The following is a 26,483-nucleotide window of genomic DNA, read 5'->3' as shown; positions in this document are numbered from 1 at the left end:
GGAACGGTTGATATTACGAGGGGAATATAGACAGGATGCAGCAGTTACAGACAGTTATCGAAAACGCCTTTGAGCGCCGCGCCGAGATCACGCCGACCAACGCCGACGGCATCACCCGTGAGGCGGTCAGCCAGGTCATCGCCCTGCTCGACAGCGGCGCCCTGCGCGTTGCGGAAAAAATAAACGGCGAATGGGTTACCCACCAGTGGCTGAAGAAGGCGGTGCTGCTCTCTTTCCGCATCAACGACAACCGCCTGATGGAAGGCGCGGAAACCCGTTTTTACGACAAAGTGCCAATGAAGTTCGCCGACTATGATGAAGCCCGCTTCCAGCGCGAGGGGTTCCGCGTCGTACCGCCGGCCTCCGTTCGCCAGGGGGCCTTCATCGCCCGCAATACCGTACTGATGCCCTCCTACGTCAACATTGGCGCCTACGTTGACGAAGGCACCATGGTCGATACCTGGGCCACCGTCGGCTCCTGCGCCCAGATCGGTAAAAACGTTCACCTCTCCGGCGGCGTCGGCATCGGCGGCGTACTGGAGCCGCTGCAGGCCAACCCGACCATCATCGAAGATAACTGCTTCATCGGCGCCCGCTCTGAAGTGGTCGAAGGGGTCATCGTGGAAGAGGGCTCGGTTATCTCGATGGGGGTCTTCATCGGACAGAGCACCAAGATCTATGACCGTGAAACCGGCGAGGTTCACTACGGTCGCGTACCGGCCGGCTCCGTGGTCGTCTCCGGCAACCTGCCCTCCAAACGCGGCGACTACAGCCTGTACTGTGCGGTTATCGTCAAGAAGGTAGATGCCAAGACGCTCGGTAAGGTCGGCATCAACGAGCTGCTGCGCACCATCGACTGATCCCCTCTCGCCCAGCCGCTCGGCCTGACGCCGGGCGGCCGCGAACCTCCGCTCCAGCCCCATTACCGCAGGGGCGGTGCTCAATCTCGCCACAGAGCCAGTGCTCACAGCCCCCGCAGCTAACTGCGCTGGAGCCTGTGCCTGGACACCAAGCCACCGCTCGCCCCAGCGCCGACAAAGAGTGCAATAATTCCTCAGGTATCACAGGCAAAATGGCTCACCGCATGTATACTTTCACCGCCCTTACGCTCTTTGTCATTTGTCAAAAAATGACCCATAAAAACCACGGCTGTATTCATTCCGCCAGAAGCACGCTCTGACGGAGCCGACGCGTTAACGCATGAAAGGTGCCGCTATGTATGACAACCTGAAAAGCCTGGGGATCACCCAACCGGAAGAGATCGATCGCTATAGCCTGCGTCAGGAGGCCAACAACGACATTCTGAAGATTTACTTTCGTAAGGATAAGGGCGAATTCTTTGCCAAGAGCGTGAAGTTCAAATACCCACGCCAGCGTAAAACCATTCTGAGCGACAACGACAGCCAGGGGGTGCGGGAGATCAGCGAGATCAGCCCCAACCTGCGCTATGTCATCGAGGAGCTGGATCGCCTGTGCCTGCGCGATCGTCAAGAGGAGGATCTGAAGCGCAAAATCCTGGACGATCTGCGCCATCTGGAGAGCGTGGTCGCCAATAAGATCGCCGAGATCGAGGCCGACCTGGAGAAGCTCACCGGCAAATAGCGCCGCGACGGCGACGCCATACCGCGCCTACTCGCCCAAGCGCAGCGCCCAGGCGCTGACCCACGGTGAGGTGACCGTTTCCGGCTCCGGCGCCTGCTGGGCATCTACCTCGAGCAGCTCACCCAGGCGGGTCGCCCCCTGCGCCTGCAGCAGCGCATCAAACTGATGTCCGGCGCCGCAGAAGTGGGCAAAGCCGCTGTCGCCCAGCGCGATCAGCCCATAGCGCAGCGCCGCCTGCTGCCCCACCCCATCGCGCAGCGCCGCAAACAGCGGCGCCAGCGTGTCCGGCAGGTCGCCTTGCCCGGTGGTCGAGGTCACCACCAGTACATGCTGCTGGGCATAGCGCTGCCAGTCGGCCAGCGTCCCCTCCTCAAACAGCATCACCTGGTGTCCCTGCTGCTGCAGAATGGCCTGCGCCTCTTCCGCCACCATCAGCGCGTTACCGTATACGGTTCCCACAAAAATGCCCACTTGCGCCATTGCCCACTCCTTCTGTCAGGCCTCTTGGCCCGTCTCTGTCTCATCTGCTCTATCCTGAGGGCAATCGGGCGTAAACTCAACCCGATCAAGTTCAGGGAGATAGGCTTGCCAGCCCAGTCCGTCCATCAGCGCCTGCCAGCGTAGATCCAGGCCGGCCCGCAGGCACAGCGCCTCTCCGGTCACCGGATGCGTCAGGCGCAGTTCGCTGGCGTGCAGCATTAAACCGGGCGTGCCAAAGTGGGCGGCGACGCCGCGATTCTGACGCAGATCGCCGTGCGCGGTATCGCCGATGATCGGATGGCGCAGGTGCGCCATGTGGCGGCGCAGCTGATGCTTGCGGCCGGTCTGCGGCATCAGTTCGACCAGGCTAAAGCGTGACGTCGGATAACGGCCAATGGCCAGCGGCACCTCCGCCGTCGCCAGCCCCCGGTAGTGGGTCTGCGCCGGCTGCGGAGCGCGATCGGGGGAACGGAAACGATCGGCGATTTTATCCAGCTCCGGCGTCAGCGGGTAGTCGAGCAGCGCCTCCCCTTGCAGATAGCCGCGAACCACCGCATGATAGACTTTATGGATCTGATGCTGTTCGAACTGCTGGGCCAGCGCACGCGCCACCTCGCTCGACAACCCCAACAGCAGCACCCCGGAGGTCGGCCGATCCAGGCGATGAACGGTATAGACATGGCGCCCGAGCATATCGCGCACCGTCTGCATCACCACCACCTTCTCTTTGCGATCCAGCCAGCTACGGTGAACCAACCACCCGGCAGGCTTGTTGATTGCCACCAGATGATCATCCTGATAAATAATTTCCATCCCGATACCCGACAAAAAGAAAAAACGCGGCACCTTACAGCATAACCTGCCGGTGGCGCAATCTGGCGCGCTGCGCGGCGGATCCCCCGACTAACGCGGATCGCCGCCGAGATGCCGATCCAGGCGCTGCAGCGCCGCCAGCAGCGGAGCCACTCGCGCCAGCTCCTGCGGGTAGGCCATCTCAATATAGGGGGCGATCGCCATCCGCTGCGGCAGGGGCGCTCTGCAGAGCAGCAGGGCGTGCATGCGCGGTAAAAAGACCCACTGCAGCCATTCGGCCGCCTCCAGGGTATCGACGCAGAACGGCTCCTGGCTGGCCAGGGCATCGGCGGCGGGCGCCTGCGCCTGCCACAGGGACAGCGCGCGCATCTGGGCTTCGATCTGCTGTAAATGGCCGTGTACGATGGCGTAATCACTCATGACGGACTCTCTTGCGGTCTGGTGGGAAAATCGCGCCAGCATACCACCGACGGCGCCGCGCCCAAACCGGGTGGGGGGAAAAGCGGACGCAAAAAAGAGGGGGTGCTGCCATGCAGCACCCCCTGATTCGTTTTATAGCAGTCCCGCTACACAACGTGCTCCCTGCTCATCCGTGAAAACTTTTCCCTGCGGATTTCCTTTTCCGGACACTCCATTGCCTGCGTCCTGTTCGCCATCCGGGCGATATCCCTCAGTCATCCTGACACACCGGCCATCCAAACCGGCTCTCAGTCTCCTTCCTGGAGGTGTCCCTTATTTCATCCTGAAATATCCTGACCGACGTCCTGCGGTACATCCTTTCGCCCGTCCTGGGCGGGTCCTCGCCTCATCCTGAGACAACATCATCCTGATGTGTCCTTACTCCGGCGACGTCCCTTTCGATGTAATTACTTTCGCCGATTTTCGTAGGTTTAGCAATGGGGATATTGTCTTACATATGTGATACTTACGTAATCTTTGAATTTTAATATCATGATAACTATCGAATTTACGACGGCGCTTCGCAAAATAATCAGATAATAAAACGAGATCTCTTACAGTGCGTGTAAGAGATCTCTCACACGCCGACCCGCCGTTACCCTACTTCCTGCGCCAGCGGCTGCAATGCCGCGAGGAACTCGGCCAGCGTCGGCGTCAGCACACGCCGCTGCGGGCTACCAAACTGCTCAAGCAATACGCTGCCGCTCAGGTTACACAGCGTCACCATGCTCAGCTCATCCGCCGTGCTGGCCAGAAACAGGGTCGGCGACAGCTTCAGACGACGCTGGGTGACCAAATGGCCTATCTGGTTCTCCTGCAGGCGCTGCAGGTCCTCCTCGCTCCAGACCTGCACCAGATCCATCTCGATCTCATTCCAGCGCGCGCGCATATCGCCGGCGTACTGGGTGGTAAAAAACGGCGCCAGCGCCGGATGCAGCCGGATATCCAGCGCCCGGCCAATCCCCTCCAGATCCTCCCCGCGCCCCGGCTCGGGACGCCAGAATACGCAGTCGTCGCGACTGTAGACCACGCAGGGGGACGGAATACCGTACAGCGCATGGCTGGACGGCCAGTCACCGTGCTGCTGCTGCCACTGCGCCACATAGCGCTGAGTAAATTCGCGCAGGGCGGCGGAAACCTGATGCTCCATAATCTTCTCTCTGTCTCTTGAGGCGGTATCCCATCACGCGCCATCGCATCGGCGCAGCGCAGAGACGCGCGCCCACAGTTACGGGATACCGCCTAGCGGTGGTAAACTGCGGCAAGCGATGACCGGCCTCTGCGCCGGTTTCCCATTGTACCCTGCTGTCGCACCGCGCACAGCCGCTTTCACCACAGGTTAACCGTATGTCATACCAAGAGAACCCGGCGCTCACCTCCCTGACCCTGGGCAAGGCCACCGAATACCGCGACCAGTATGATGCCTCTCTGCTGCAGGCCGTACCGCGCAGCATGAACCGCGAACCGCTGGGGCTCTACCCCGACGCGCTGCCGTTCCACGGCGCCGATATCTGGACCCTGTATGAGCTCTCCTGGCTCAACGCCAACGGCCTGCCGCAGGTCGCCCTGGCCGAGGTCGCGCTGGATGCCTACGGCGCCAATCTGATCGAATCAAAGAGCTTTAAGCTCTATCTCAACAGCTTTAATCAAACCCGTTTCGCCGACTGGGACACGGTGCAGCGCACGCTACAGCACGATCTGGCCCACTGTGCCCAGGGCGGTGTCAGCGTCACCCTGCTGCGCCTGTCGCAGGTTGAAGGCCAGCCCATCGCCGCGCTCCCCGGCGAGTGCATCGATGACCAACCCATCAGCATCGACAGCTACAGCTTCGACGCCACCCTGCTGGAAAACGCCGCCGATCCGACGCGCCAGGTCGACGAGACGCTGGTCAGCCACCTGCTGAAGTCCAACTGCCTGATAACCCATCAGCCCGACTGGGGCTCCGTGATGATCCGCTACCGCGGCGCGGCCATCAGCCGCGAGGCGCTGCTGCGCTACCTGGTCTCGTTCCGTCACCACAATGAGTTCCACGAACAGTGCGTGGAGCGGATTTTCAACGATATTCAGCGTTTCTGCCAGCCAGAGGCGCTCAGCGTGTACGCCCGCTACACCCGGCGCGGCGGGCTGGATATCAACCCCTGGCGCAGCAACGTCCCGTTTCAGCCGCCCTGCGGGCGCCTGGCGCGCCAATAGTTGCGGAGAGGCGTTGATTTTTGGCATTTTTCCCCGATAGTCTTGGCAAGACGCCAGCGCGCACGGTAAGGTGAAAACGGTACGGCGCGGCGCCCATGCACGCCGCCCAGAGTAAGACGCCGGCCGCAGCAACGCCCCACGGCGACGCGGTAACCGCATCGTTTGGATGCCTAGGAGAGATTTTGATTACACACATCAGCCCGCTGGGATCGATGGATCTGTTGTCACAGATGGAAGTGGACATGCTGAAGCGCACCGCCAGCAGCGACCTGTACCGCCTGTTCCGTAACTGCTCCCTTGCCGTGCTCAACTCCGGTGCGAAAACGGACAACAGCACCGAGCTGCTGTCTCGCTTTGAAACCTTTGATATCAACGTGTTACGCCGTGAACGCGGCGTCAAGCTGGAGCTGGTCAACCCGCCGGAGGAAGCCTTCGTCGACGGGCGGATCATCCGGGCCCTGCAGGCTAACCTGTTTGCGGTCCTGCGCGATATTCTGTTTGTTAACGGCCAGCTGATGAGCGCCCAGCGCGCCCAGGCGCTGGATCTGGAAAACCCGACCATCATCACCAACCTGGTGTTTTCGATACTGCGCAACGCCCGCTCACTGCACGTTGGCGATGAACCTAACATGATCGTCTGCTGGGGTGGCCACTCCATCAGTGAAATCGAGTATCAGTATGGGCGCCAGGTCGGCAATCAGCTGGGGCTGCGCGAGCTGAACGTCTGCACCGGCTGCGGGCCCGGCGCCATGGAGGCGCCGATGAAGGGGGCCGCCGTCGGCCACGCCCAACAACGCTACCATGAGGGACGCTTCATCGGCATGACCGAACCCTCGATCATCGCCGCCGAGCCGCCCAATCCGCTGGTCAATGAGCTCATCATCATGCCGGATATCGAAAAGCGGCTGGAGGCCTTTGTCCGCTTCGGTCACGGCATCATCATCTTCCCCGGCGGCGTAGGCACGGCGGAGGAGCTGCTGTACCTGCTAGGGATCCTGATGGATCCGGAAAACCGTAGCCAGGTACTGCCGCTGATCCTGACCGGGCCGCAGGAGAGCGCCGACTATTTCCGCGTGCTGGATGACTTCATCGTCAATACGCTGGGCGAGCAGGCGCGCCGCCACTACCAGATCATCATTGACGATCCGGCCGAAGTGGCGCGGCGCATGAAGCTCGCCATGCCGCGGGTGAAAGAGAACCGGCGCCAGAGCGGCGACTTCTACAGCTTTAACTGGTCGCTGAAGATCAGCGCCGATCTGCAGATGCCGTTTGCGCCGACCCACGACAATATGGCCAACCTTAACCTGCATCCCAATCAGTCGCCGGAGCAGCTTGCCGCCGCCCTGCGCCGCGCCTTCTCCGGCATCGTGGCCGGCAACGTGAAAGAGGCGGGGATCCGCGCCATCGCCGAGCACGGGCCGTTCAAGCTGCACGGCGATCCGCAGATGATGCAGCACATGGACCGTCTGCTGCAGGGCTTTGTCGCCCAGCAGCGCATGAAGCTGCCCGGCTCGGCCTATGTGCCCTGCTACCAGATCGTCCGCTGAGTTTTTACCCCGGGGCGCGCCGCCGCCGCCCCGCTAATCCGGTTAAATCGCTATGTCCATCCATCTGTTAATCGTCGATGCCCTCAATCTGATCCGCCGCATTCACGCCGTGCAGGGTTCTCCCTGCGGCGACGCCTGCAGCGCGGCGCTGCGTCAGCTGTTGGGACATACCACCCCCAGCCACGCCGTCGCCGTTTTTGACCAAGACGATCGCGCAGAAAGCTGGCGTCATCAACTGCTCCCCGGCTATAAGGCCGGCCGTCAGGCGATGCCGGACGACCTGGCGCAGGAGATGGAGAGCCTGCGTGCCGCGTTTACCGCCCTGGGCGTCGCCTGCTGGCACAGCCCCGGCAACGAGGCGGACGATCTAGCCGCCACGCTGGCGCACAAAGTGGCGCAGGGCGGACATCGGGTGACGATCGTCTCGACCGACAAAGGCTACTGCCAGCTGCTCTCGCCGCAGATCCAAATCCGCGACTATTTTCAAAAGCGCTGGCTGGATCTGCCGTTTGTACAGCGCGAGTTTGGGGTAGCGCCGCAGCAGCTGACGGACTTCTGGGGGCTGGCGGGGATCGGCAGCAGTAAGATCCCCGGCGTCAGCGGCATCGGCGCCAAGACCGCCGCTGCGCTACTGCAGGAGTTTGGATCGCTGGAGACACTCTATCAGCGCCTGGCACAGGCGCCCGAACGCTGGCGTCAGCGCCTAAGCGAGCAGCGGGAGACGGCGGAGATCTGCCGCCGCGTCGCAACGCTGCAGACCGACCTGGCGCTGCACGGCAATCTGCAGCAGCTGCGTCTGAACGGCCGAGCGTAGCCGCCGCCGAGCGGCGGCGCGGGGATTAATCGCGCTGTTCGCGGCGGCGGAACTCACGCTCGTCGCGACGGCCGGGGATGGCGCCCCAGATGCGCCGAACGTGCACCGTCACCTCTTCACGATCGTGATACAGCTGCTTGGCCGCAATCTGCGCGTTGATGCCGTTCTCTTTCAGCACCTGCGCCAGCGTGGCCAAATTCTGGCTCACCTCTTCATAGCGCTTCTTCATCGGTAACTTCAGGTTGAAGATCGCCTCCCGACACCAGCCGTTGACCAGCCAGCGCGCCATCAGCGCCGAGACTTTGGCCGGCTTCTCAACCATATCGCACACCAGCCAGTCGTTATCCCCCTCCGGCGTAAAGCGGAAACCATCGGCGCGGTGATGGGTCACCTGCCCGGTATCCATCAGGCTCGGCGCCATCGGGCCATTGTCGATGGCCTGCACCATCATGCTGCGCTGCACCAGCTGATAGGTCCAGCCGCCGGGGCAGGCCCCCAGATCGACGGCGCGCATGCCGCTGCCCAGACGCTCATCCCACTCATCCGCAGGGATAAAGACGTGGAATGCCTCCTCCAGCTTGAGGGTAGAGCGGCTGGGGGCGTCGGCGGGAAACTTCAGGCGAGGGATCCCCATATAAAACGGCGAGTTATTATCGCTATACGAGTAACCGACGTAGCAGCAGCCCGGCGCAATAAACAACACGTGCACCACCGGACGATAGGGATTCTCCTGGCGCAGCAGGGTACGCTGCTCACGCAGCGCCGCGCGCAGCGGCACGGTGAACTTACGGCAGAACTTCAGTAGCTCTTTGCTTTCGTTGGTATCCGGCACCTCGACGCGCAGCTCACCGCCGCCATCGATAACCCCCAGCAGCATGCCGCAGATCGGCGCGATGCGATCCTCCGGCGGCAAATCCTTCAGCAGCTCGCCGACCACCAGCATCTGACGGGCAAAGATCAACTCCCGGAACGGCAGCTTGCGCGCCAGTTTATCCGCATCGTCTGGCTGATAGCACTCAAACAGCACGTAGCCGCTGTTCTCTTTCACCCGGGCAAAACCGTATACCTCGAGGGCCGCCGCCTTATCGGTGATCTCCGCCGCACACTCTTTCTCAAAGCCAGGACGGCAATACAAAGCAAGTCTATTCATGGCGTTCCGCCCTCTTTCCCATGCGCATCGCGCCAATCAACATCAATACCCAGCCAATCAGGAAGCAGGTGCCGCCGATCGGTGTGATATACACCCAAATTTTAAGCTGCGATAGCGCCAGACAGTAAAGACTGCCGCTGAACAGCACGGTTCCCAGCGCCAGCAGGGCACTGCTCCAGTAAAACCACAGATTGCTGCGGCGCAGCATCAGCGCCGCCAGACCCAGGATCGCCAGCGTATGCACCGCCTGGTACTGCAGTCCGGTATGCAGCCAGGCCATCTCTTTGGCCCCCAGCGTATTACTCAGTACGTGGGCGCCAAATGCGCCCAGCGCCACAAAGATAAAACCGCTAATAGCGGCGAATAAAATCATGGAACGGCTACTCATTACGCGACCTTTTCACCCTTTTTCCTGGCGCACGCCGGCGCCATCCGATTCATAGCGGAAGCGGAATTTCTCCTGCTCACCGGCGGCCCTGGCCAGTATCCACTGGCGAAAAGCGGCTATTTTACCCAAATCTGCCTGCGCGTCTTGGCAAACCAGATAAAAGGCGTTTTTACTGATCAGGACATCGTTAAACGGGCAGACCAGGCGCCCGGCCTCGATCTCCGTCTGCGCCATCACATTATTGACCAGCGCAATCCCCTGGCCGTGTACGGCGGCCTGCACCACCATCGCGCTGTGGCTGAAGATTGGCCCCTGCTGCACGTTGATGTGCTGCAGGCCGAGCTGCCGAGTATAGGCCAGCCAATCGCGGCGCGATGTGTCGTGCAGCAGCGTATGATAAGCCAGATCGGCCGGATCTTTTAGCGGATGTTCCCCCAGCAGCAGCTGGGGCGAACAGACCGGCATCAGATATTCGGCATACAGCCGCTCGACCCGCAGCCCCGGCCAGTGACCGCGGCCATAGAAAATGGCGACGTCGACGTCGTCCGCCAGTTTGCCCTCCTCCCGATCCACCGCCTGAATACGCACATCGATGCCAGGATAGGCGCTGTTGAAGCCGGAGAGGCGCGGCACCAGCCATTGAATGGCGAAGCTCGGCGGCAGGCTTACGGTCAGCGCCCCCTTGGCGCTCCGCGCCTGCAGCTTGCGCGTAGCCTCGTTCAGCGCAGAAAAGATCTCTTTGATATCAAGATAATAGCTCTGCCCCTCTTCCGTCAGCAGCAACGAGCGGTTGCGGCGGCGGAACAGCTTCAGCCCCAGAAAATCCTCCAGCGATTTGATCTGATGGCTGACCGCCGCCTGTGTCACGAACAGCTCCTCGGCGGCCTTGGTAAAACTCAGATGTCTGGCGGCAGCATCAAAGACGCGCAGCGCATTCAGAGGCGGTAATCGTTTCGACATATCGGGTCACTTGTTATCAAATGGTTACCAACTGTTAACCTGATGTTTACACATTAGTTTTTTTTATCCGAGCCATTATAATTTGTCCGTTGAGGATAGGCCAGCAAATACCTATAGTGGCGACACTTCCCAGGCCGGAACGAAAAAGCAGGAATGACTCTTTTCAGGAATGCTTTTGGCTTTGTGGTTGTGATGTTGTGTTTGCAAGTTGTCTGACACCTTTCAGACGTGGTAGCGGCGTAAGCCCCTGCCGTTTTTCACTTCCTGTACATTTACCCTGTCTGTCCATAGTGATTTAGTAGCACCGCCCGTTGCGGTGCTTTTTTTTCGGCGCCGCGGCGCGGAAAAGCGCATACAATCGCTTCATCATCGCCCTTTACCAGTTTAAAATGCCCGCCATTAAGGCCCGCGCGCCGGTCCGCTCAACGCGGGCCGCGGTAAATTGTGAGCCCGCTCTCGGATTAATCCTGTTAATCCTGAAGCCGCTTCACGTCCCGTTTCCGCGCCGTATTACAGAGATCCCGCCTATGACATTTGACTTTATGGCGCTGCGCCGCGACTTCCCCGCGCTGGAAGCGGACAGCGTTTACCTGGATAGCGCCGCCACCGCACTGAAACCGCGGGCGGTGCTGGAGGCCATCCAGGCCTATTACACCGGCCACGGCGCCACGGTGCACCGCAGCCAGCACGCGGCGGCCCGACGCCTTACCGAACGCTTTGAGAACGCCCGGCGTCAGACGGCGGCGCTGATCGGGGCCGATGAACATGAAATTATCTGGAGCAAAGGCGCGACCGAATCGATCAACCTGGTCGCCCAGAGCTACCTGCGGCCGCGCCTGCGACCCGGCGATCGGATCCTGGTCAGCGAGGCCGAGCACCACGCAAATCTGATCCCATGGCTGATGGTCGCCGAGCAGTGCCAGGCTCAGGTCGTCCGCCTACCGGTCGATGCGCGCGGCCTGCCGGACCTCAGCCGGCTTCCGGCCCTGCTCGAATCGCGCCCGCGCCTGCTGGCCCTGGGGCAAATGTCCAACGTCACCGGCGGCTGCCCGGATCTGGCGCAGGCGATCGACCAGGCGCATGCCTGCGGCTGCGCCGTCATGGTCGACGGTGCGCAGGGGGTGGTACACCATCCCCTTAATGTGCACGCCGCCGACGCCGATTTCTACGCCTTCTCAGCCCATAAGCTGTATGGCCCCTGCGGGCTGGGCGTACTGTACGGCAAACGCGCGCTGCTGGAGGAGATGCACGCCTGGCAGGGCGGCGGAAAGATGCTGACCCACGCCGACTTTAACGGCTTTACGGAGCAGGCCGTACCGCACCGCTTCGAGGCGGGCACCCCCAACATTGCCGGAGTGCTCGGCTTTGCCGCCGCCCTCGACTGGCTGGCAGAGATCGATCGCCCCGCCGCCGAGCGCCACTGCGTCGCGCTGGCGCAGCAGGCGGAGGCGGCGCTGAGTCTGCTGCCCGGCTTTATCAGCTACCGGGCGCCCAACAGCGCGCTGTTGGCGTTTAACGTTGCCGGGATCCACCACAGCGATCTCAATACCCTGATCGCCGAGCAGGGCGTCGCGCTACGCAGCGGCGTACACTGCGCGGCGCCGCTGATGCAGGCCCTTGGCGTCAGCGGCACGCTGCGCGCCGCCTTCGCCCCCTACAATACCCCTGCCGATGTCCAGGCGCTGGTGCAGGCCGTCGGCCGCGCCGTTTCACTGCTTAACGAGGATCCGCTATGAAGGCACCGCACCCCTTTGGCCGTCAGATCACCGCACAGACCCTGCGTCAGCGCTTTGCCGGACTGACGCAGTGGGAAGATCGCTACCGCCAGATTATCATGCTGGCGCGCGAGCTGCCGCCGCTGGATGAGACACTGCGCTGCCCGCAGGCGGAGCTCGCAGGCTGTGAAAACCGGGTCTGGCTGGACGGAGAGCGGCTGGAAGACGGCACCCTGCATCTGTACGGCGACAGCGAAGGGCGCATCGTCAAGGGGCTGCTGGCGATCCTGTTGACCACCGTCGAAGGGAAAACGCCCGCTCAGGCGCTGGAGAGCGATCCGCTGGCGCTGTTTGGCGAACTCAACGTCATGGCGCAGCTGAGCGCCTCGCGCAGCAGCGGGCTACAGGCCCTGGCGCAGGGCGTTGCAGCGATTGCCCGCCGCTATGCCGACGCGGCGCGCTGAGCGCGGCGAGCCAGCAGTTTTTTCAGGGCATGGGAGACCGCCACAAAGCCAAAGCTGGCGGTCACCATCGTCACCGAGCCAAACCCGGCGCTGCAGTCCATGCGCTTCGGCCCCTCGGCGGTGCTGCGCTGCGCGCAGACGCTGCCATCCGGCTGCGGATAGACCAGCGCCTCGCTGGAGAAGACACAGTCGATGCCCAGCTTTCCCCGGCTGTTCTTCACGATGCGGTGATCCGCCTTCAGGCGTTCGCGCAGCTTGGCCGCCAACGGATCCTGAATGGTCTTGGCCAGATCAGCCACCTCAATGCGCGTCGGATCGATCTGGCCGCCGGCGCCGCCGGTGGTCACCAGTGGGATCTTGTTGCGCCGACAGTGCGCCAGCAGCGCCGCCTTGGGTCGTACGCTGTCGATGGCATCGATCACATAGTCGAAGCGGCCATCGATCAGCGCGGCCACGTTATCCGGAGTAATAAAGTCATCCACGCAGGTCACCCGGCACTCGGGGTTAATCTCCCGGATCCGCGCGGCCAGTGCCTCGCCCTTAGGCTGTCCGACGGTGCTGCGCAGGGCCTGAATCTGCCGGTTGATATTGGTCACGCAGACATCATCCATATCGATCAGCGTAAGGGCGCCGATCCCGCTACGCGCCAGCGCCTCTACGGCCCAGGAGCCAACGCCGCCCAGGCCAATGACACAGAAGTGGGCACCGGCAAACGCCTCTAGCGCCGGGCGGCCATACAGACGCGCAATCCCGCTAAAGCGTTGCCAATAGGCGTCAGAAAATGGTGCAGTCATGGGAGGTCCCCTATCAAGCGTGAAAACTGCCGGGCAGTATAGGGGATAGCGAGAAAAACAAAAGGGGCACGCATGCCCCTACGTTCCCTATCCCGCGCGCCTCAGTTACGTACCAGCATCTGCCCGCCGTCGTGGCTAGCGCGCTGCGGGTGGTAGGCGTTAAACAGCGGCGCGCCGCTCTGCGGCGTTTTCAGCAGCCAGACCCGGCCATAGTGATTGTAGTAGCCAGCCCAGTGTCCGGCCTCCGGACCGATCCCCTGATAAATGTCAAAATGCTGTCCCTTGATAGCGCCGCCCACGTCCAACGCCACCATCAGGCGCATCTGGTAGCGCCCGGTGAATTTTCCCTGCGCGTTGAGCTGCGGTACTTCGGCCAGCAGCACCGATCCCGCCGGGATCAGCGAACGGTCCGACGCCACGGAGGCCTTGGCGATCAGCGGCACGCCGCTGGCGCCTTTTACCGGTGCAAACTGCTCCGGCTTAAAGAAGACAAACGAGGGATTCTGCTCCAGCAGCTCGCGCACCTCGGTGCGGCTGTGATCATCGGCCCACTGGCGGATCGCCTGCATCGACATATCCGCCCTGGCCACCTCGCCGCGATCGATCAGCACCTTGCCGATGCTGTGATAAGCATGGCCATTCTTGCCGGCGTAGCCAAAAAAGGTCAGGGGCTGGCCGTCGCCAAAGTCAACGTAGCCGCTGCCCTGCACCTCCATCATAAAGTTATCCATCAGCGAGTTGCTGTAGGCGATCTCCAGCCCGCGGTTATCCAGGGCGCCATCGTAGATGGCCGAGCGCGCCGGCAGGCGACCACGCTTATGCGGCATGCGGTACAGCGGATACTGAAACGCCCCCTGGGGATGGGGGCGCGCCTCCACCACCGGCGTGTAATACCCGGTAAACTGCACGTTGCCAAAGTTATCTACGCCCTCCATCTGGTAGGCGTTCAGGCCAAACTGCGCGAGTTTACGGGTATCGGCCCCAGCCATCAGCCATTCGGTCACCGCCTCAAAATTACCGACGTGGCGGCCATACAGCGACGGCGAGGCCTGACGGATGGCGTCCACCTGTTCCACAAAGTCTTTGCCGTTAACCGGCTTACCCTTGGCATTCGGATGGTTAACCAGCGCCAGCGGCTGGTTCAGGGTGCCATCTTTATACTGCTGACCGCGATCCGTCGGCCGGGAGGAGCACCCGGCCATCAGCGCCACCAATAACCCACATACCGCGTATTTTCCCCAACGCCCTTTCATCTCTCGCCTTCTTTTTTGCAATCGGTTACCACCGGCGAACCATAACAAACCCCTATCGTGAAAGGAATTAGAGCGAATAAAAAAATCACCCACATCCATATCATGATTAAAATTAAAACAAGATGATGAATATTCCCGCGAACACATCGCGGATCGGTGATGTTTGTCAAAAAAATCTTGCATCCCGCCAGATGGCGTGTATTATTCGCCCTCATCGGACGCGGGGTGGAGCAGCCTGGTAGCTCGTCGGGCTCATAACCCGAAGGTCGTCGGTTCAAATCCGGCCCCCGCAACCAATCCGATGCGCAGTACACAATATGATAGCAGTATGACGGACGCGGGGTGGAGCAGCCTGGTAGCTCGTCGGGCTCATAACCCGAAGGTCGTCGGTTCAAATCCGGCCCCCGCAACCAATTGTGTGCAGCAGACAATGTGATAGCAGTATGACGGACGCGGGGTGGAGCAGCCTGGTAGCTCGTCGGGCTCATAACCCGAAGGTCGTCGGTTCAAATCCGGCCCCCGCAACCAATTTCGTCATCGACAATAAACACCTTAACCGGTGTCTTTTTTGTTTTTATCGCCCGGCCCACAGTCGGCGGGGCGCCCGTCCTTGCCTACCGCTTCACCGTCAACGCTTCGCCAGCTGCGCTCCGCTGGCAAAATAGGCCTTAATCCCCGCCAGAATCGACTCGGCCACCTGCTGCTGAAATGCGCTGGTGCGCAGACGCCGCTCCTCTTCTACGTTGCTGATAAACGCCGTCTCCACCAGAATTGACGGAATATCCGGCGCCTTCAGCACCGCAAAGCCGGCCTGATCGACGCGATTCTTATGCAGCTTGTTGACCCGCCCCAGGCGATCGAGCACCTCGCGGCCAAACTTCAGGCTGTCGTTGATGGTCGCCGTCTGCATTAGATCGAATATGGTGTGGTCCAGATACTGATCGCCGCTGCGGCTCACCCCGCCAATCTCATCCGACTCGTTCTGCGTCTGTGCCAGATAGCGCGCGGCGGTGCTGGTCGCCCCCTTGGTCGACAGCGCAAAGACCGACGAACCGCGCACCGTCCGGCTGGTGAACGCATCGGCGTGAATGGAGATAAACAGATCGGCGCGCTGACGGCGCGCCTTGGCCACCCGCACCTTGAGCGGGATAAACACATCCTCATAGCGGGTCATATACACCCGCATATTCGGCTGACGCTTAATCAGCGCGCTGAGGCGATGGGCTATCTTCAGCACGATGTCTTTCTCCCGGGTGCGGTTTTTACCGATGGCGCCGGGATCTTCGCCGCCGTGGCCGGGATCGAGCATAATGACGATGGGTCTGTCGCGCCCGGCCTTGCCCTTCTGCGGCCCGGCCTTGGGTAGAGAGCGCTCCAGATCCCCCTTGTTATAATCTTCCAGCAGCGCCAGCAGCGGGTCATCCTCATCGTCCGCCCGCGCGGCGGGAGAGCCGGCGACCGGGTAGAGATCCACCACCAGGCGGTTCTTAAATTCGGCGACCGGCGACAGGGTAAACACCTTCGGGCTGACGTTCTGCTTCAGCTCCAGCACCAGACGCACCGTATCCTGATCAAACTGGCCGACCCGGGCATGCTTCAGGTAGGGATCGCCCCCCTGCACCTGATGACCGATCCCTTTCAGGACGCTGTTGAGATGCACCCCCTGAATATCCACCACGATACGATCGGGGTTGCTGAGCGCAAACTGCTTGTATTTGAGCGGCTGGCTCGACTCCAGCGTGACCCGAGTATAGGTCGACGACGGCCATACACGCACGGCGATCACCTGTGCGGACGCCGCGAAGCCGACGCGGCTGACGCTAAGGAACCAAGTGGCCGCGGCAGCCTGCAAGAGGCGGCGGCGCGTTAGGCTATGGTTGGAATCTGTCATGTAACCCCAGGGAACAACGCTGAAATACCCGCTCCGGCGCCCCGGCGCCGGGAAAAGACGGGCAAAACTTTAGCGAAACCGTCTGGGGATGTCATTAGAAAATCTGAATAGAGATTTAACAATCTATGTCCTTACCCGCGCGGCGGCGAACCCGCGCGGACAATTTGGCGCTTGCCTTTTGCTCAATTGCAGAATAAAAATACAGAATGAGCGAATAGATATTCACAAAGGTACGATTATGAAGGAGCGCAGCACAGAACTGGTTCAGGGGTTTCGCCACTCGGTGCCGTACATCAATGCTCACCGCGGCAAGACCTTTGTCATTATGCTGAGCGGCGAGGCCATCGCCGAGGCGAACTTCGTCGGCATCATCAACGATATCGCGCTGCTGCATAGCCTGGGCATTCGTCTGGTCGTGGTCTACGGCGCCCGCCCGCAGATCGATACGCTGCTCCGAGAGCAGCGCTGCGATCCTCGCTACCACAAGCAAACCCGGGTCACGGATGCCCGTACGCTGGCGCTGGTCAAGCAGGCCGCAGGCCAGGTTCAGCTGGATATCACCGCGCGCCTGTCGATGAGCCTGAGCAATACGCCGCTGGCCGGCGCGCATATCAACGTGGTCAGCGGTAACTTTGTCATCGCCCAGCCGCTGGGGGTCGATGACGGCGTGGACTATTGTCACAGCGGGCGCATTCGCCGCATTGATGAGGCCGCCCTGCGCTGCCAGCTGGACGCCGGTGCCATCGTCCTGCTCGGTCCGGTGGCGGTGTCGGTCACCGGAGAGAGCTTTAACCTGACCACCGAAGAGATCGCCACCCACCTGGCCATTAAGCTGCAGGCGGAGAAGCTGATCGGTTTCTGCGCCGCGCAGGGGGTCAGCAACGACGACGGTAGCATCGCCGCCGAGCTGCTGCCCAACGAGGCCGAACGGCGCGTCGCGGCGCTGGAGGAGACCGGTGAGGGGGCCCTGAGCAGCACGCGCTTTCTGCGCGGCGCGATCGCCGCCTGCCGCAGCGGCGTAGGCCGCAGCCACCTGATTAGCTATCTGGAAGACGGCGCCCTGCTGCAGGAGCTGTTCTCGCGCGACGGCATCGGCACCCAGATCGTGATGGAGAGCGCAGAGCAGATCCGTCGCGCCAACATCAATGATATCGGCGGTATTCTGGCCCTGATCCGCCCGCTGGAGCAGCAGGGGATCCTGGTGCGTCGCTCGCGCGAACAGCTGGAGCGGGAGATCGAGCGTTTTACCCTGATCGAGCGCGATAGCCTGACTATCGCCTGCGCCGCGCTCTACCCTTTCCCCCAGGAGCGTATGGGCGAAATGGCCTGCGTGGCGGTGCATCCGGACTACCGCAGCTCAGCGCGCGGAGAGCAGCTGCTACAGCGAATTACCGCCCAGGCGCGTCAGATGGGGCTGGAGAAGCTATTTGTCCTGACCACCCGCAGCCTGCACTGGTTTCAAGAACGTGGCTTCCAGCCGGTCGAGGTCGATATGCTGCCGCAGCAGAAGCAGGCGCTGTACAACTACCAGCGCCGCTCCAAAATCCTGCTGACCGAGCTGTAGCCCCGCCGGGCGATCTGCGCGGGTGCCTCGCCACATGCCGCTTAATCGGCGGCGGCCAGCAGACGGGCCATCAGCCCGCTGCGCCGTTCGGTCGGCGTGCGAATGGCCCGCTCCAGCACCGGCCGGGTCGCAAAGAGCGTCAGCTGCTGCCGCGCCCGCGTGATGGCGGTATACACCAGCTCACGCGTCACCACCGGCGACGGCTGGGTCGGCAGCGCCAGCAGCGTATGGTCGAACTCCGATCCCTGCGACTTGTGCACCGTCATCGCCCAGGCCGTCTCATGGGGCGGTAGCCGGTTGGGCTGTACCGCGCGCGGCGCGCCGTCGCTGCCCATAAACCACACCTGCCAGCCGCTCTGCTCATCGCCCAGCGTAATACCGATATCGCCGTTAAACAGCGCCTGACTGGCGTCGTTGCGGGTGATCATCACCGGACGCCCAGCATACCAGTGCTTTTGCCCCTCATGCGTGCGCCGGATCAGCCCCGCCCGCTGCAGCGTCAGGGCGATACGGTCGTTAAGGCCATGCAGGCCAAAGGGGCCCTCACGCAGGGCGCACAGCGGACGGAAGCGGGCAAACTCGGCCAGGATCTGCGCCGGCGCCTCTCCGCGCAGGATCCCCTCCAGCATCGGGCGATACCCCGCCAGACAGCACGTTAAGAGCGTCTGGTAGTCTTCATCCTGAGCGATTTCATGCCAATGCAGATCGGCAAAGCGATCCGCCAGGCACGCCATAGCCATCCGGCGATCGCCCCGATTGACGGCCAGCGCCAGCTGCCCGATCCCTGAACGGGCGTCGAAGCGGTAGCTGTGACGCAGCAGGCTGATGGCGTCACGCAGGGCGACCGCAGGCTGCGTCTCTCCGGCGGGGATCGGCGCATCGCACAGCCGGCTCAGCTCGGCCGCGCGCGCGGCGCTGAAGCCATATTCGGCAAAGCGGCACAGCTCCCCCAGCACCGCGCCGGCCTCGACCGAAGCCAGCTGATCGCGATCTCCCAGCAGGATCAGCTGCGCCTGCGGCGGCAGCGCCTCGATCAGCCGCGCCATCATCGGCAGATCCACCATCGAAGCCTCATCCACCACCAGCACATCCAGATGCAGCGGATTATCCCGGTGATAGCGCAAGCGGGCGCTGTCTGCGCGGGCACCCAGCAGGCGATGCAGCGTCAGCGCTTCGCGCGGCATCGCCTGTAGCTGATCCGGTGCCAGCGCCAATGCCGCCAAGGCCTGCCCCAGCGACTCGCCCAGACGCGCCGCCGCCTTACCCGTCGGCGCCGCCAGCTGAATGCGCGGCATCCGCCCTGGCGCCAGCGCGACTAACGCCGCCAACAGGCGCGCAACGGTTGTGGTCTTACCGGTGCCGGGGCCGCCGGAGATCACCGACGCCCGGCGCGTCACCGCCACGGCCGCGGCCACCTGCTGCCAGTCCGGGCGCTGGGCCGTAGTCGGGAACAGGCGATGCAGCACCAACGCCAGCGCCTCATCGACCCGCCGCGGCTGCGCACAGGCGTCGGCGAAAAAGGCCGCCACCGTACCCTCATCACGCCATAGCCGCTGTAGATACAGGCAATCGTGGCTCACCACCAGCGGCGTCGCCCTCTCGCCGCCGCTGACACAGGGCTGCGCCAGCAGGTAGTCCCGCCAGCGGGCGACGTCCCATCCCGCGAGCAGTGCAGGCCAGGCATCGGCCTGCTGCGGAAAGCGCTGGCTCAGCGTCGCCGTATCCAGCGCCGCCAGCGGCAGGCAGACATGCCCGGCGGCCAGCTCTTGGCTAACCAGCGCCGCGGCCAGCGCCAGGTGCAGCTGCTGCGGCCCGGCCAACAGCGTGGCAAACTGCAGATCCAGCGGGCGCAGCGTACGCTGCTGCGCCATCTGGGAGAGTAGGGACTCACGCATCGCTATCCTCCTGTTCCCCGGCAAACAACGCATCCAGCGCCGTGACCAGCGCCTCCTCGGGGCGGCAGGCAAAGACCCCCTGCCCCGGCTCAGCGCCCGCCATGCCGCGTAGGAAACAGTAAAAGACGCCGCCGAAGTGGCGCTGATAGTCATAATCCACCAGCCGATGACGCAGATAGCGGTGCAGCGCCAAGGTATACAGCTGATACTGCAGATCATAGCGGTGCGCGATCATCGCCGCCGCCATTGCCGGGGGAGTATAGGCTGCTCGATCCTCACCCAGCCAGTTGGACTTATAGTCCAGCAGGTAATAGCGCCCCCGGTGGCAGAAAACCAGGTCGATAAAGCCCTTCAGCATGCCCTCGACCTGGCTGAACGCCAGCGCCTCACACTGCGCCGACAGCGCATCGTGGCGGCGGATCAGCGCATCCAGCGCCTCCGCCCGCAGCGGGCGGGCAATCGGCAGATAAAACTGCAGCTCGGGCTGGCGCTGCGACGGGGCCAGATCGCTCAGGGTCAGCCCGCTCTCATCCAGCGGCGTCTGCAGGATCTGCGTCAGCCACTGCGCCAGCGTTGGCACCCACGCCAAATCGATCCCCTGCGCCAGGCACTGCTCGGCCAGCCACGCCGGATCCGGCGCCGCGGCGAAGTCCAACTTCTCCAGCAGGCCGTGTAAAAAGGTTCCCGGCGCCGCGCCGCGCGGAAAGGTGTGGGCGCTGAAGATCGTCGCCGCCGCCGTGCGATTCTCGCCGGCGGCATCGATATCCAGGCGCGGCAACAGCTCCAGATAGGTGCTAGCGCCGTGCTGCTGCAGCGCGGAGTAGCTGGTCACCCGCCAATCATCCTGCAGACGACGGGTAAAGCGGCGGGCGCAGAGCGCGCGCGGCGGTATCGGCTCAGCCTGCCACGGAGTTCCCTCGCCGGGAGAGAGGATCTCCAGGCGAATCTGGTCATTCGACAGCGTTTGCAACGCCTGCTTCAGCCCTTCGGCATCGCAGGGCTCGGCGCGCTGCAGCAGATAACCGATAGCGCCGTGATGCAGATCGCTCTCATCCTGTTTACGGCGATTTCCAGACACCAGCGGGGCGATACCCAGCGCACAGTGATACACGGCACGCGTCACGGCGACGTACAGCAGGCGCAGATCCTCCGCCAGTCGCTCCTGATCCGCCAGCGCCAGCGCATCATCGTCCGCACACAGATCCAACACCGCCTGGTGGGTGGCCCTGTCATGGTACAGCCCCTGCCGCTGACGGCGGAACGTCGCCACAAAGGGCAGGAAAACCAGCGGAAACTCCAGCCCTTTGGATTTGTGAATGGTGATCACCTGCACCAGATGGCGATCGCTCTCCAGACGCATTTGCTGGCTTTCCGCCTGCGGCTGCGGGCTGTCGATCTGCTGGGCCAGCCAGCGCACCAGCGCCGGCTCGCTGTCCAGCTGCGCCGCGGCCTCCTGCAGCAGCTCGCCCAGGTGCAGAACGTCGGTCAGGCGGCGCTCGCCCCCCGCGGTCGCCAGCAGGTTCTCCGCCAGGCGGCGGCGCCCTATCAGCTCTCGCAGCATCGGCAGCACCCCGCGGCGCTGCCACTGACGGCGATAGCCGTCAAACTCATCCACCACCGCATCCCAGCGCCGCTCATCCTGACTCAGCGCGTCCAGCGCCGCCGCATCCAGCCCCAGCAAGCCTACGGCCAGCGCGCTGCGCAGGGTTCGGCTCTGGGCCGGCGTCAGGATCGCCTGCAGTAGCCACAGCAGGTCGCGCGCCTCCGGTGTCGAGAAGACGCTGTCGCGGTTGGAAAGATAGACCGAGGGGATATTGAGCGCGCTCAGCGCATCGCGCATCACCGTCGCCTCGTGGCGGCTGCGTACCAGGATGGTCATATCGGCGGCGCACAGCGCGCGTCCCGCCTCGCCGTCATCACCGCCGGTCAGTCGCGCGCTGCCCCGCTGACCGGCGCTGAGCCAGTCACGGATCTGCGCCGCGCAGCGGCGCGCCATCGTCTGCAGATACTCCTGCGCTGTGCAGCCGGGAACATCATACAGCCACAGCGCCATCGCCGACTGGGGCTCACCGTCGATCGTCAGCCGGCGTCCCGCGTTGGCCGCGGCGGAGTCCACCGGTACAAAGGGGATCTCTGCGAACAAAAACGGCGCCTCCAGGCGTAAGAACAGCGCGTTGACGGCCTGTACTACGCCAGGCGCCGAGCGCCAGTTGGTCTCCAGGGTATAGCAGGCGTCCACCGCCGCGCGCGCGCGCAGATAGGTGAAGATATCCGCGCCGCGAAAGGCGTAAATCGCCTGTTTGGGATCGCCGATCAGCAGCAGCGCTATCTCGGTCGACCTGGCGTCGTCTGCGGTATAAATCCGCTGGAAGATACGGTACTGCAGGGGGTCGGTATCCTGGAACTCATCGATCATCGCCACCGGATAACGCTGGCGAATCGCCGCGGCCAGCGCCGCGCCGCCCGCACCGCCCAGCGCCTGATCCAACCGGGTTAGCAGGTCGTCAAAGCCCAGCTCAGCCCGGCGCCGCTTCTCCAGCTGTACGCCGTCACGGATTTCACCGAGCGCACGCGCCAGCATGAGATCGCGCAGCGACAGCGGCTCGGCCAGCAGCGACTCAATCTCCGAGAATACGCTATGGCACGGCGGCGCCCCCTTGCTGGTTTTCTCCAGCAGCGTCGCCTGTGCAAAGCGCGCGATCGACGACGGCAGCTGATAGTCACGGGTCTCTGCCTGCGCCCAGGCCGACACCTCATCCATCCACTTGGGCAGATAGCGGCTGCTGTAGCTGCGCTTGTCGACGCCCGAGGCGGCGATCAGGCCGGCCACCTGGTGCGCATGCTCCCGCCACGCGTCCTTGACCCGCTCAATGCGGGCCAGCAGGGTCTGATGACGCTGCGCCAGCGTCTCCTGCGCGTCGGGCGCCGGACGCAGCAGCGGCATCTCGCCGGACAGATAGGGCTGCAGCTCGGCCAACAGCGCCTCTGGACCGCTCCATAGCTGGCTGACCGCCGCCGCCAGATCGGCGGAAAGGGGATAGCAGTGGCGACGCCAGAAGTCAGCGCAGGCCTGACGGCGCAGCGGCAGCTCGTCCTGCAGCAGGGTCTGCTGAAACAGCACCCCGGACTCGAAGGCGTTGTGGCTGAGCATGCGCTGACAGAAGCCATGAATGGTGTAGATGGCGGCCTCATCCATCTGCCGCTCCGCCGCCAGCAGCAGAGAGGCCGCCAGCGCTCGATCGGCTATCTGCGCCAGCAAGCTGGCAAACAGCGGATGGCCGCTCTCGCCGCGCAGGCAGGCCAGCCGCAGCGCGTGAATATTGCTGCGGATGCGGCCGCGCAGCTCCTCGGTGGCAGCCTCGGTAAAGGTCACCACCAGGATCTCCTCTACCGCCAGCGGGCGCGGATAGGCGTTTTCCTCGCCCAGGCCCAGCAGCAGACGCAAGTAGAGCGCGGCCAGGGTAAACGTCTTCCCGGTGCCGGCGGAGGCCTCGATCAGACGGGCGCCGCGCAGCGGCAGGGTCAGCGGATCCAGAGTCTGCGTCGGCATCGGCGCGCGCGGCGCCGGCGGAGTCGACGGCGTCATCAGCGGGTCACCTCTATCTTCAGCGTCTTTTGCAGCGCGCTGGCGTCCGGGTAGCGCGCCCAGCCGGCCGGCTGGGCATACTGTCCCTGGGTGCTCTGTCCCATAACCTGCGACAGCAGCGCCAGCCCCTGCGGCGCCAGCACCGCCTGGCGGAAGAAGCGCTGCAGATCGGCCCGCGTCAGCCCCTCCAGCGCGGCGATCAGCCTGTCACGGGTATCAAAACTCAGATTGCCGCGGGCAAAGTCCCCCTGGAAACGGTCGGCCTCCTCGGATAAGGTTTGCGGCCGCTGACGCAGCTGGGTCACCAGCGCCCCGCGATATTGGCTGAAGTCCGCCTCGCTTAGCGCGGCCAGCCGCTGCTCCGCCTGGGCATAAAAGGCCTGATAGCGGCCATAGAGATAGTCGGGCGCCCGGCTGCTGCTCTGCAGCAGGAAGGCCAGCCCCCACTGGCGGCCAACCGACGTCGGGAAGACAAACAGCGCATAGGCCAGCTGCTCCTGGGTGCGCAGCCGATCGTAAAACCATGGCTGCAGGATCTGGCTCAGCAGCTGGCTGCGCGCCATGCCCTGAATCTCATCATAGCCGGTGGGCACGTAGACGGCCGCCAGCGCAGAGTCGCTGCTGCTGCCCGGCCTATCCAGCGTCGCCAGCGATGTTCCGCCGACCACCACGTCGCGGCCATACCACCAATGGGTGCCGCTGCAGTGCAGCTGGGCGCTGATGCGATCCGCCAGCAGGCGTACTTGTTCAGCAGAGAGGTTACCGACCACCATCAGATCCGGGGTCGCCGCACGGATCAGCCGCTGACGGTAGACTAGGATATCGTCCAACGTTATCGACGGCAGCATGGCGCGGCGCGCGGCGCGCTCGGCATAGGGCACGCTGGAAAGCGCGCGTACCGGCTGCATCGCCATCTCAAAGGCCTTGGCCTTGTCGGCGGCGTCCAACTGCTGGCTGTACCAGGATTTAGCCTGCGCCAGCTGATCCGCCGTCGGGGTAAATCCGGCATAGCCCTCCAGCAGCGCGCTAAGCAGCTGCGGCAAACGCTGGGTAAAACCGCTGGCGCTGATCAGCAGGCCATCGCTATAGCCGGTAGAGAAACCGATGCCGCCCACCGACGCCTGATAAGAGAGTTGATCCAGCGCCAGTCCGGCCAGATAGTCCGTCAAGGCAAACAGCACCTGGCCGCGCGGATCGTCGCTGTCGAGCGGGTTACGCAGCGCCAGGGTGATATCGGCCTTGGGCTCATCGGCAAAATAGCGGCTCGGCATATACAGCGCGCGCAGCCCCGGACGGGAGACGATCGGCTGCGGATACGCTGGCGTCGGAGATACCGGCTTAATCAGGGTAAAGTTATCCGGAATATAGGGATTCAGGGCCGGCAGCGACAGGGAGATATCGCGCCCGTCGCGCTGCCAGCGCGCCAGCAGGGTCGGCGTGATGCGTTCAACCTGATAGGGGGCATCGACAAAGTAGGCCATCTTATTGTGCGGCTCATCGGAACCGATAAACCAGATGCGCGCACGCTGCGGGGTCATGCTGTCCAAGCGAGCGGCGATCGCCTTGGGATCGAAACGATCGGCCAGATAGGGCGCATCCAGGACGTGTTCGACCGGCACCCGCAGCATCATATCAGCCATCCACTCGACGTATCCCATATTGCGCGTCACCGACGGGTAGCGGAAATCGAGCGCCAGCACATGCGCTATCTCGTCGAAGTAGCTCTGCTTGATGCCCTGGGTGCGCAGCAGGCGCAGATAGTCGTAGACGGCCGCGATCACCCGGCCCCGTTCGGCCACCCCTTTCTCAGTCAAGGCAACGTTGATATTGAACACCCCGCCGTTGCGATCTGCCATCGGATCGGCGCCGGCGCTAACGGACTCCGCCAGCCCCTGGTGCTGCAGCCAGTCGGACAGCGTATTCTTGCTGCGGTTGCCAATCAGATAGCTGATATAGGTATCCGTTTTACTGCGGAACGCCGCGCTATCGTTGGGAATGCGGTACTCAATGCGCAGCATCCGCCGCGGCTGAGCCGGGACATAGTGAATGATGATCCCCTGCTGCGCCGGTGTCACTACCGGCACATCGATCGGCGCGACCGTCGCATGTCGATTGGGAATGCGGCCAAAGCTCGACGCCGCCAGCGACGCCAGCGCGGGAAGCGGCTGGTTACCGTAAACCACCCCCACCATCAGATTGGCGGAGTAGTAGCGCTGATAAAACGCCACCAGCTGCTGATGCAGACTGCTACCCGGCTTATCGCGCAGGGTCTCCAGATTCCCCCCGGAGAAGCGGGCGCTGGGGTGGGCCGGGTTCAGGGTCTCGGCAGAGACCTGCTCCATGCGCAAACCGTCGCGCGAGCGCGCAAGCGTCAGCTCGGCATTCACCGCGTGGCGCTCGCGATCGGCGTTCCCTTTGTCCAGCAGCGGCTCGGCAATGGCGTCCGCCAAGCGGTCCAGCGCCGGGGCCAGGGCATCGTTTTCCACCTGCAGATAGTAGGCGGTGCGGTATGAAGCGGTGCTGGCGTTATAGCTGCCGCCGTGCTTTTTCAGGAATTCCGACAGATTGTCCGGCTGCGGGAACCGTTTTGACCCCATCAGCACCATATGCTCCAGATAGTGGGCCAGCCCCAGTTGACTGTCCGGATCGTCCAGCGATCCCACCGGCAGCGCCAGCGCCGCCAGCGCATTCGGCGCCTGTGGATCGGAGACCAGCACTACCTTCATGCCATTATCCAGGCGGATGGCTTGATAGGCGCGCGGATCGCCGGCGCTCTTGTTGATGCTCTGCGCCAGCGGCTGCCAGCCCTGCGCGGCAGCGCCGAGCGGCGCCCAAAACAGCAGTAATATCCACAGTACGATGGTCGCACTTTGTCTACGTATCACGTCCTATCCCCTCTTGCCCCTGTCCTGGGT

The 26,483-nt window shown here is 63.2% G+C and carries 21 protein-coding genes and 3 tRNA genes; 11 read left to right on the top strand and 13 right to left on the bottom strand.

Going from position 1 to position 26,483, the window contains the following annotated elements; genetic code table 11:
• The first annotated feature begins 35 nt into the window (after positions 1 to 35).
• Positions 36 to 860: a 2,3,4,5-tetrahydropyridine-2,6-dicarboxylate N-succinyltransferase gene (gene dapD / locus ETEE_RS11405; protein ID WP_034163214.1), complete on the top strand. Its 825-nt coding sequence runs from the start codon at positions 36 to 38 to the stop codon at positions 858 to 860.
• Positions 861 to 1,215: 355 nt separating this feature from the next.
• Entirely contained in the window at positions 1,216 to 1,602 is a 387-nt protein-coding gene (locus tag ETEE_RS11400) for a DUF3461 family protein (RefSeq protein WP_012847598.1), read from the top strand.
• A 27-nt stretch (positions 1,603 to 1,629) separates the two neighbouring features.
• Here ETEE_RS11400 and ETEE_RS11395 read toward each other — a convergent pair whose 3' ends face one another.
• From ETEE_RS11395 to syd, 4 genes are all read right to left on the bottom strand, one after another.
• Positions 1,630 to 2,082 (bottom strand): flavodoxin, encoded by a 453-nt coding sequence (locus tag ETEE_RS11395; protein WP_034163213.1) that lies wholly within the window; start codon positions 2,080 to 2,082, stop codon positions 1,630 to 1,632.
• Between the two features lie 15 nt (positions 2,083 to 2,097).
• Complete coding sequence (gene truC / locus ETEE_RS11390) at positions 2,098 to 2,895, bottom strand: tRNA pseudouridine(65) synthase TruC (RefSeq protein ID WP_034163212.1); 798 nt, start codon at positions 2,893 to 2,895, stop codon at positions 2,098 to 2,100.
• Positions 2,896 to 2,985: 90 nt separating this feature from the next.
• Positions 2,986 to 3,315: a YqcC family protein gene (locus tag ETEE_RS11385; protein ID WP_034163211.1), complete on the bottom strand. Its 330-nt coding sequence runs from the start codon at positions 3,313 to 3,315 to the stop codon at positions 2,986 to 2,988.
• A gap of 634 nt (positions 3,316 to 3,949) precedes the next feature.
• Positions 3,950 to 4,504 (bottom strand): SecY-interacting protein, encoded by a 555-nt coding sequence (gene syd, locus ETEE_RS11380; protein WP_034163210.1) that lies wholly within the window; start codon positions 4,502 to 4,504, stop codon positions 3,950 to 3,952.
• Between the two features lie 197 nt (positions 4,505 to 4,701).
• On the opposite strand from syd, the gene queF reads away from it, so the two are divergent.
• The 3 genes from queF (at position 4,702) to xni (ending at position 7,908) form a co-directional block, all read left to right on the top strand.
• Positions 4,702 to 5,547, top strand: a complete 846-nt coding sequence (gene queF, locus ETEE_RS11375) for an NADPH-dependent 7-cyano-7-deazaguanine reductase QueF (protein ID WP_034163209.1) — start codon at positions 4,702 to 4,704, stop codon at positions 5,545 to 5,547.
• 182 nt (positions 5,548 to 5,729) lie between these two features.
• Positions 5,730 to 7,094 carry a nucleotide 5'-monophosphate nucleosidase PpnN gene (gene ppnN / locus ETEE_RS11370; protein WP_034163208.1) on the top strand — a complete coding sequence of 455 codons (1,365 nt, stop codon included), beginning with the start codon at positions 5,730 to 5,732 and terminating at the stop codon, positions 7,092 to 7,094.
• A 52-nt stretch (positions 7,095 to 7,146) separates the two neighbouring features.
• Entirely contained in the window at positions 7,147 to 7,908 is a 762-nt protein-coding gene (gene xni, locus ETEE_RS11365) for a flap endonuclease Xni (protein WP_034163207.1), read from the top strand.
• Positions 7,909 to 7,933: 25 nt separating this feature from the next.
• Here xni and rlmM read toward each other — a convergent pair whose 3' ends face one another.
• Genes rlmM through ETEE_RS11350 form a run of 3 tightly spaced genes read right to left on the bottom strand, consistent with a single transcriptional unit; the run spans position 7,934 to position 10,406 of the window.
• Complete coding sequence (gene rlmM, locus ETEE_RS11360) at positions 7,934 to 9,058, bottom strand: 23S rRNA (cytidine(2498)-2'-O)-methyltransferase RlmM (protein ID WP_034163206.1); 1,125 nt, start codon at positions 9,056 to 9,058, stop codon at positions 7,934 to 7,936.
• A complete protein-coding gene (locus tag ETEE_RS11355) occupies positions 9,051 to 9,446 on the bottom strand; it encodes a DUF423 domain-containing protein (RefSeq protein ID WP_015460996.1) in 396 nt (131 codons plus the stop codon). The genes rlmM and ETEE_RS11355 overlap by 8 nt, the downstream gene beginning before the upstream one ends.
• A gap of 12 nt (positions 9,447 to 9,458) precedes the next feature.
• The gene (locus tag ETEE_RS11350) at positions 9,459 to 10,406 is read right to left on the bottom strand and encodes a transcriptional regulator GcvA (protein ID WP_034163205.1); all 948 of its coding nucleotides are present in this window, start codon (positions 10,404 to 10,406) and stop codon (positions 9,459 to 9,461) included.
• Between the two features lie 527 nt (positions 10,407 to 10,933).
• Here ETEE_RS11350 and csdA point away from each other — a divergent pair.
• Complete coding sequence (csdA, locus tag ETEE_RS11345; protein WP_034163281.1) at positions 10,934 to 12,142, top strand: cysteine desulfurase CsdA; 1,209 nt, start codon at positions 10,934 to 10,936, stop codon at positions 12,140 to 12,142.
• Positions 12,139 to 12,585, top strand: coding sequence for a cysteine desulfurase sulfur acceptor subunit CsdE (gene csdE / locus ETEE_RS11340; RefSeq protein WP_034163204.1), 447 nt, complete (start codon positions 12,139 to 12,141; stop codon positions 12,583 to 12,585). Before csdA ends, csdE begins: the two co-directional genes overlap by 4 nt.
• On the opposite strand, the gene tcdA is transcribed toward csdE, so the two are convergent.
• A complete protein-coding gene (gene tcdA / locus ETEE_RS11335) occupies positions 12,564 to 13,379 on the bottom strand; it encodes a tRNA cyclic N6-threonylcarbamoyladenosine(37) synthase TcdA (protein ID WP_034163203.1) in 816 nt (271 codons plus the stop codon). The genes csdE and tcdA overlap by 22 nt on opposite strands.
• 101 nt (positions 13,380 to 13,480) lie before the next feature.
• Positions 13,481 to 14,632 carry a murein transglycosylase A gene (mltA, locus tag ETEE_RS11330; RefSeq protein ID WP_034163202.1) on the bottom strand — a complete coding sequence of 384 codons (1,152 nt, stop codon included), beginning with the start codon at positions 14,630 to 14,632 and terminating at the stop codon, positions 13,481 to 13,483.
• A gap of 219 nt (positions 14,633 to 14,851) precedes the next feature.
• On the opposite strand from mltA, the gene ETEE_RS11325 reads away from it, so the two are divergent.
• From ETEE_RS11325 to ETEE_RS11315, 3 genes are all read left to right on the top strand, one after another.
• A tRNA-Met gene (locus ETEE_RS11325) sits at positions 14,852 to 14,928 on the top strand.
• Between the two features lie 40 nt (positions 14,929 to 14,968).
• Positions 14,969 to 15,045 (top strand) — tRNA-Met (locus ETEE_RS11320).
• A gap of 38 nt (positions 15,046 to 15,083) precedes the next feature.
• A tRNA-Met gene (locus tag ETEE_RS11315) sits at positions 15,084 to 15,160 on the top strand.
• A gap of 100 nt (positions 15,161 to 15,260) precedes the next feature.
• Here the strand turns inward: ETEE_RS11315 and amiC are convergent.
• Entirely contained in the window at positions 15,261 to 16,523 is a 1,263-nt protein-coding gene (gene amiC / locus ETEE_RS11310) for an N-acetylmuramoyl-L-alanine amidase AmiC (RefSeq protein ID WP_034163201.1), read from the bottom strand.
• 238 nt (positions 16,524 to 16,761) lie between these two features.
• Here amiC and argA point away from each other — a divergent pair, with 238 nt between their 5' ends.
• Entirely contained in the window at positions 16,762 to 18,087 is a 1,326-nt protein-coding gene (gene argA / locus ETEE_RS11305; protein WP_034163199.1) for an amino-acid N-acetyltransferase, read from the top strand.
• Between the two features lie 41 nt (positions 18,088 to 18,128).
• On the opposite strand, the gene recD is transcribed toward argA, so the two are convergent.
• From recD to ptrA, 3 genes are read right to left on the bottom strand one after another with little or no spacing between them, the layout of a single operon-like run.
• Positions 18,129 to 19,982, bottom strand: a complete 1,854-nt coding sequence (gene recD / locus ETEE_RS11300; protein ID WP_034163198.1) for an exodeoxyribonuclease V subunit alpha — start codon at positions 19,980 to 19,982, stop codon at positions 18,129 to 18,131.
• Complete coding sequence (gene recB, locus ETEE_RS11295) at positions 19,975 to 23,568, bottom strand: exodeoxyribonuclease V subunit beta (RefSeq protein WP_081926414.1); 3,594 nt, start codon at positions 23,566 to 23,568, stop codon at positions 19,975 to 19,977. Before recB ends, recD begins: the two co-directional genes overlap by 8 nt.
• The gene (gene ptrA / locus ETEE_RS11290) at positions 23,568 to 26,450 is read right to left on the bottom strand and encodes a pitrilysin (protein ID WP_034163279.1); all 2,883 of its coding nucleotides are present in this window, start codon (positions 26,448 to 26,450) and stop codon (positions 23,568 to 23,570) included. The genes recB and ptrA overlap by 1 nt, the downstream gene beginning before the upstream one ends.
• Positions 26,451 to 26,483 lie beyond the last annotated feature (33 nt).

It is taken from the genome of Edwardsiella anguillarum ET080813 (assembly GCF_000264765.2).
In the GTDB taxonomy this organism is placed as follows: Bacteria; Pseudomonadota; Gammaproteobacteria; order Enterobacterales; family Enterobacteriaceae; genus Edwardsiella; species Edwardsiella anguillarum.
This window is presented reverse-complemented; position numbering and strand designations above follow the sequence as displayed.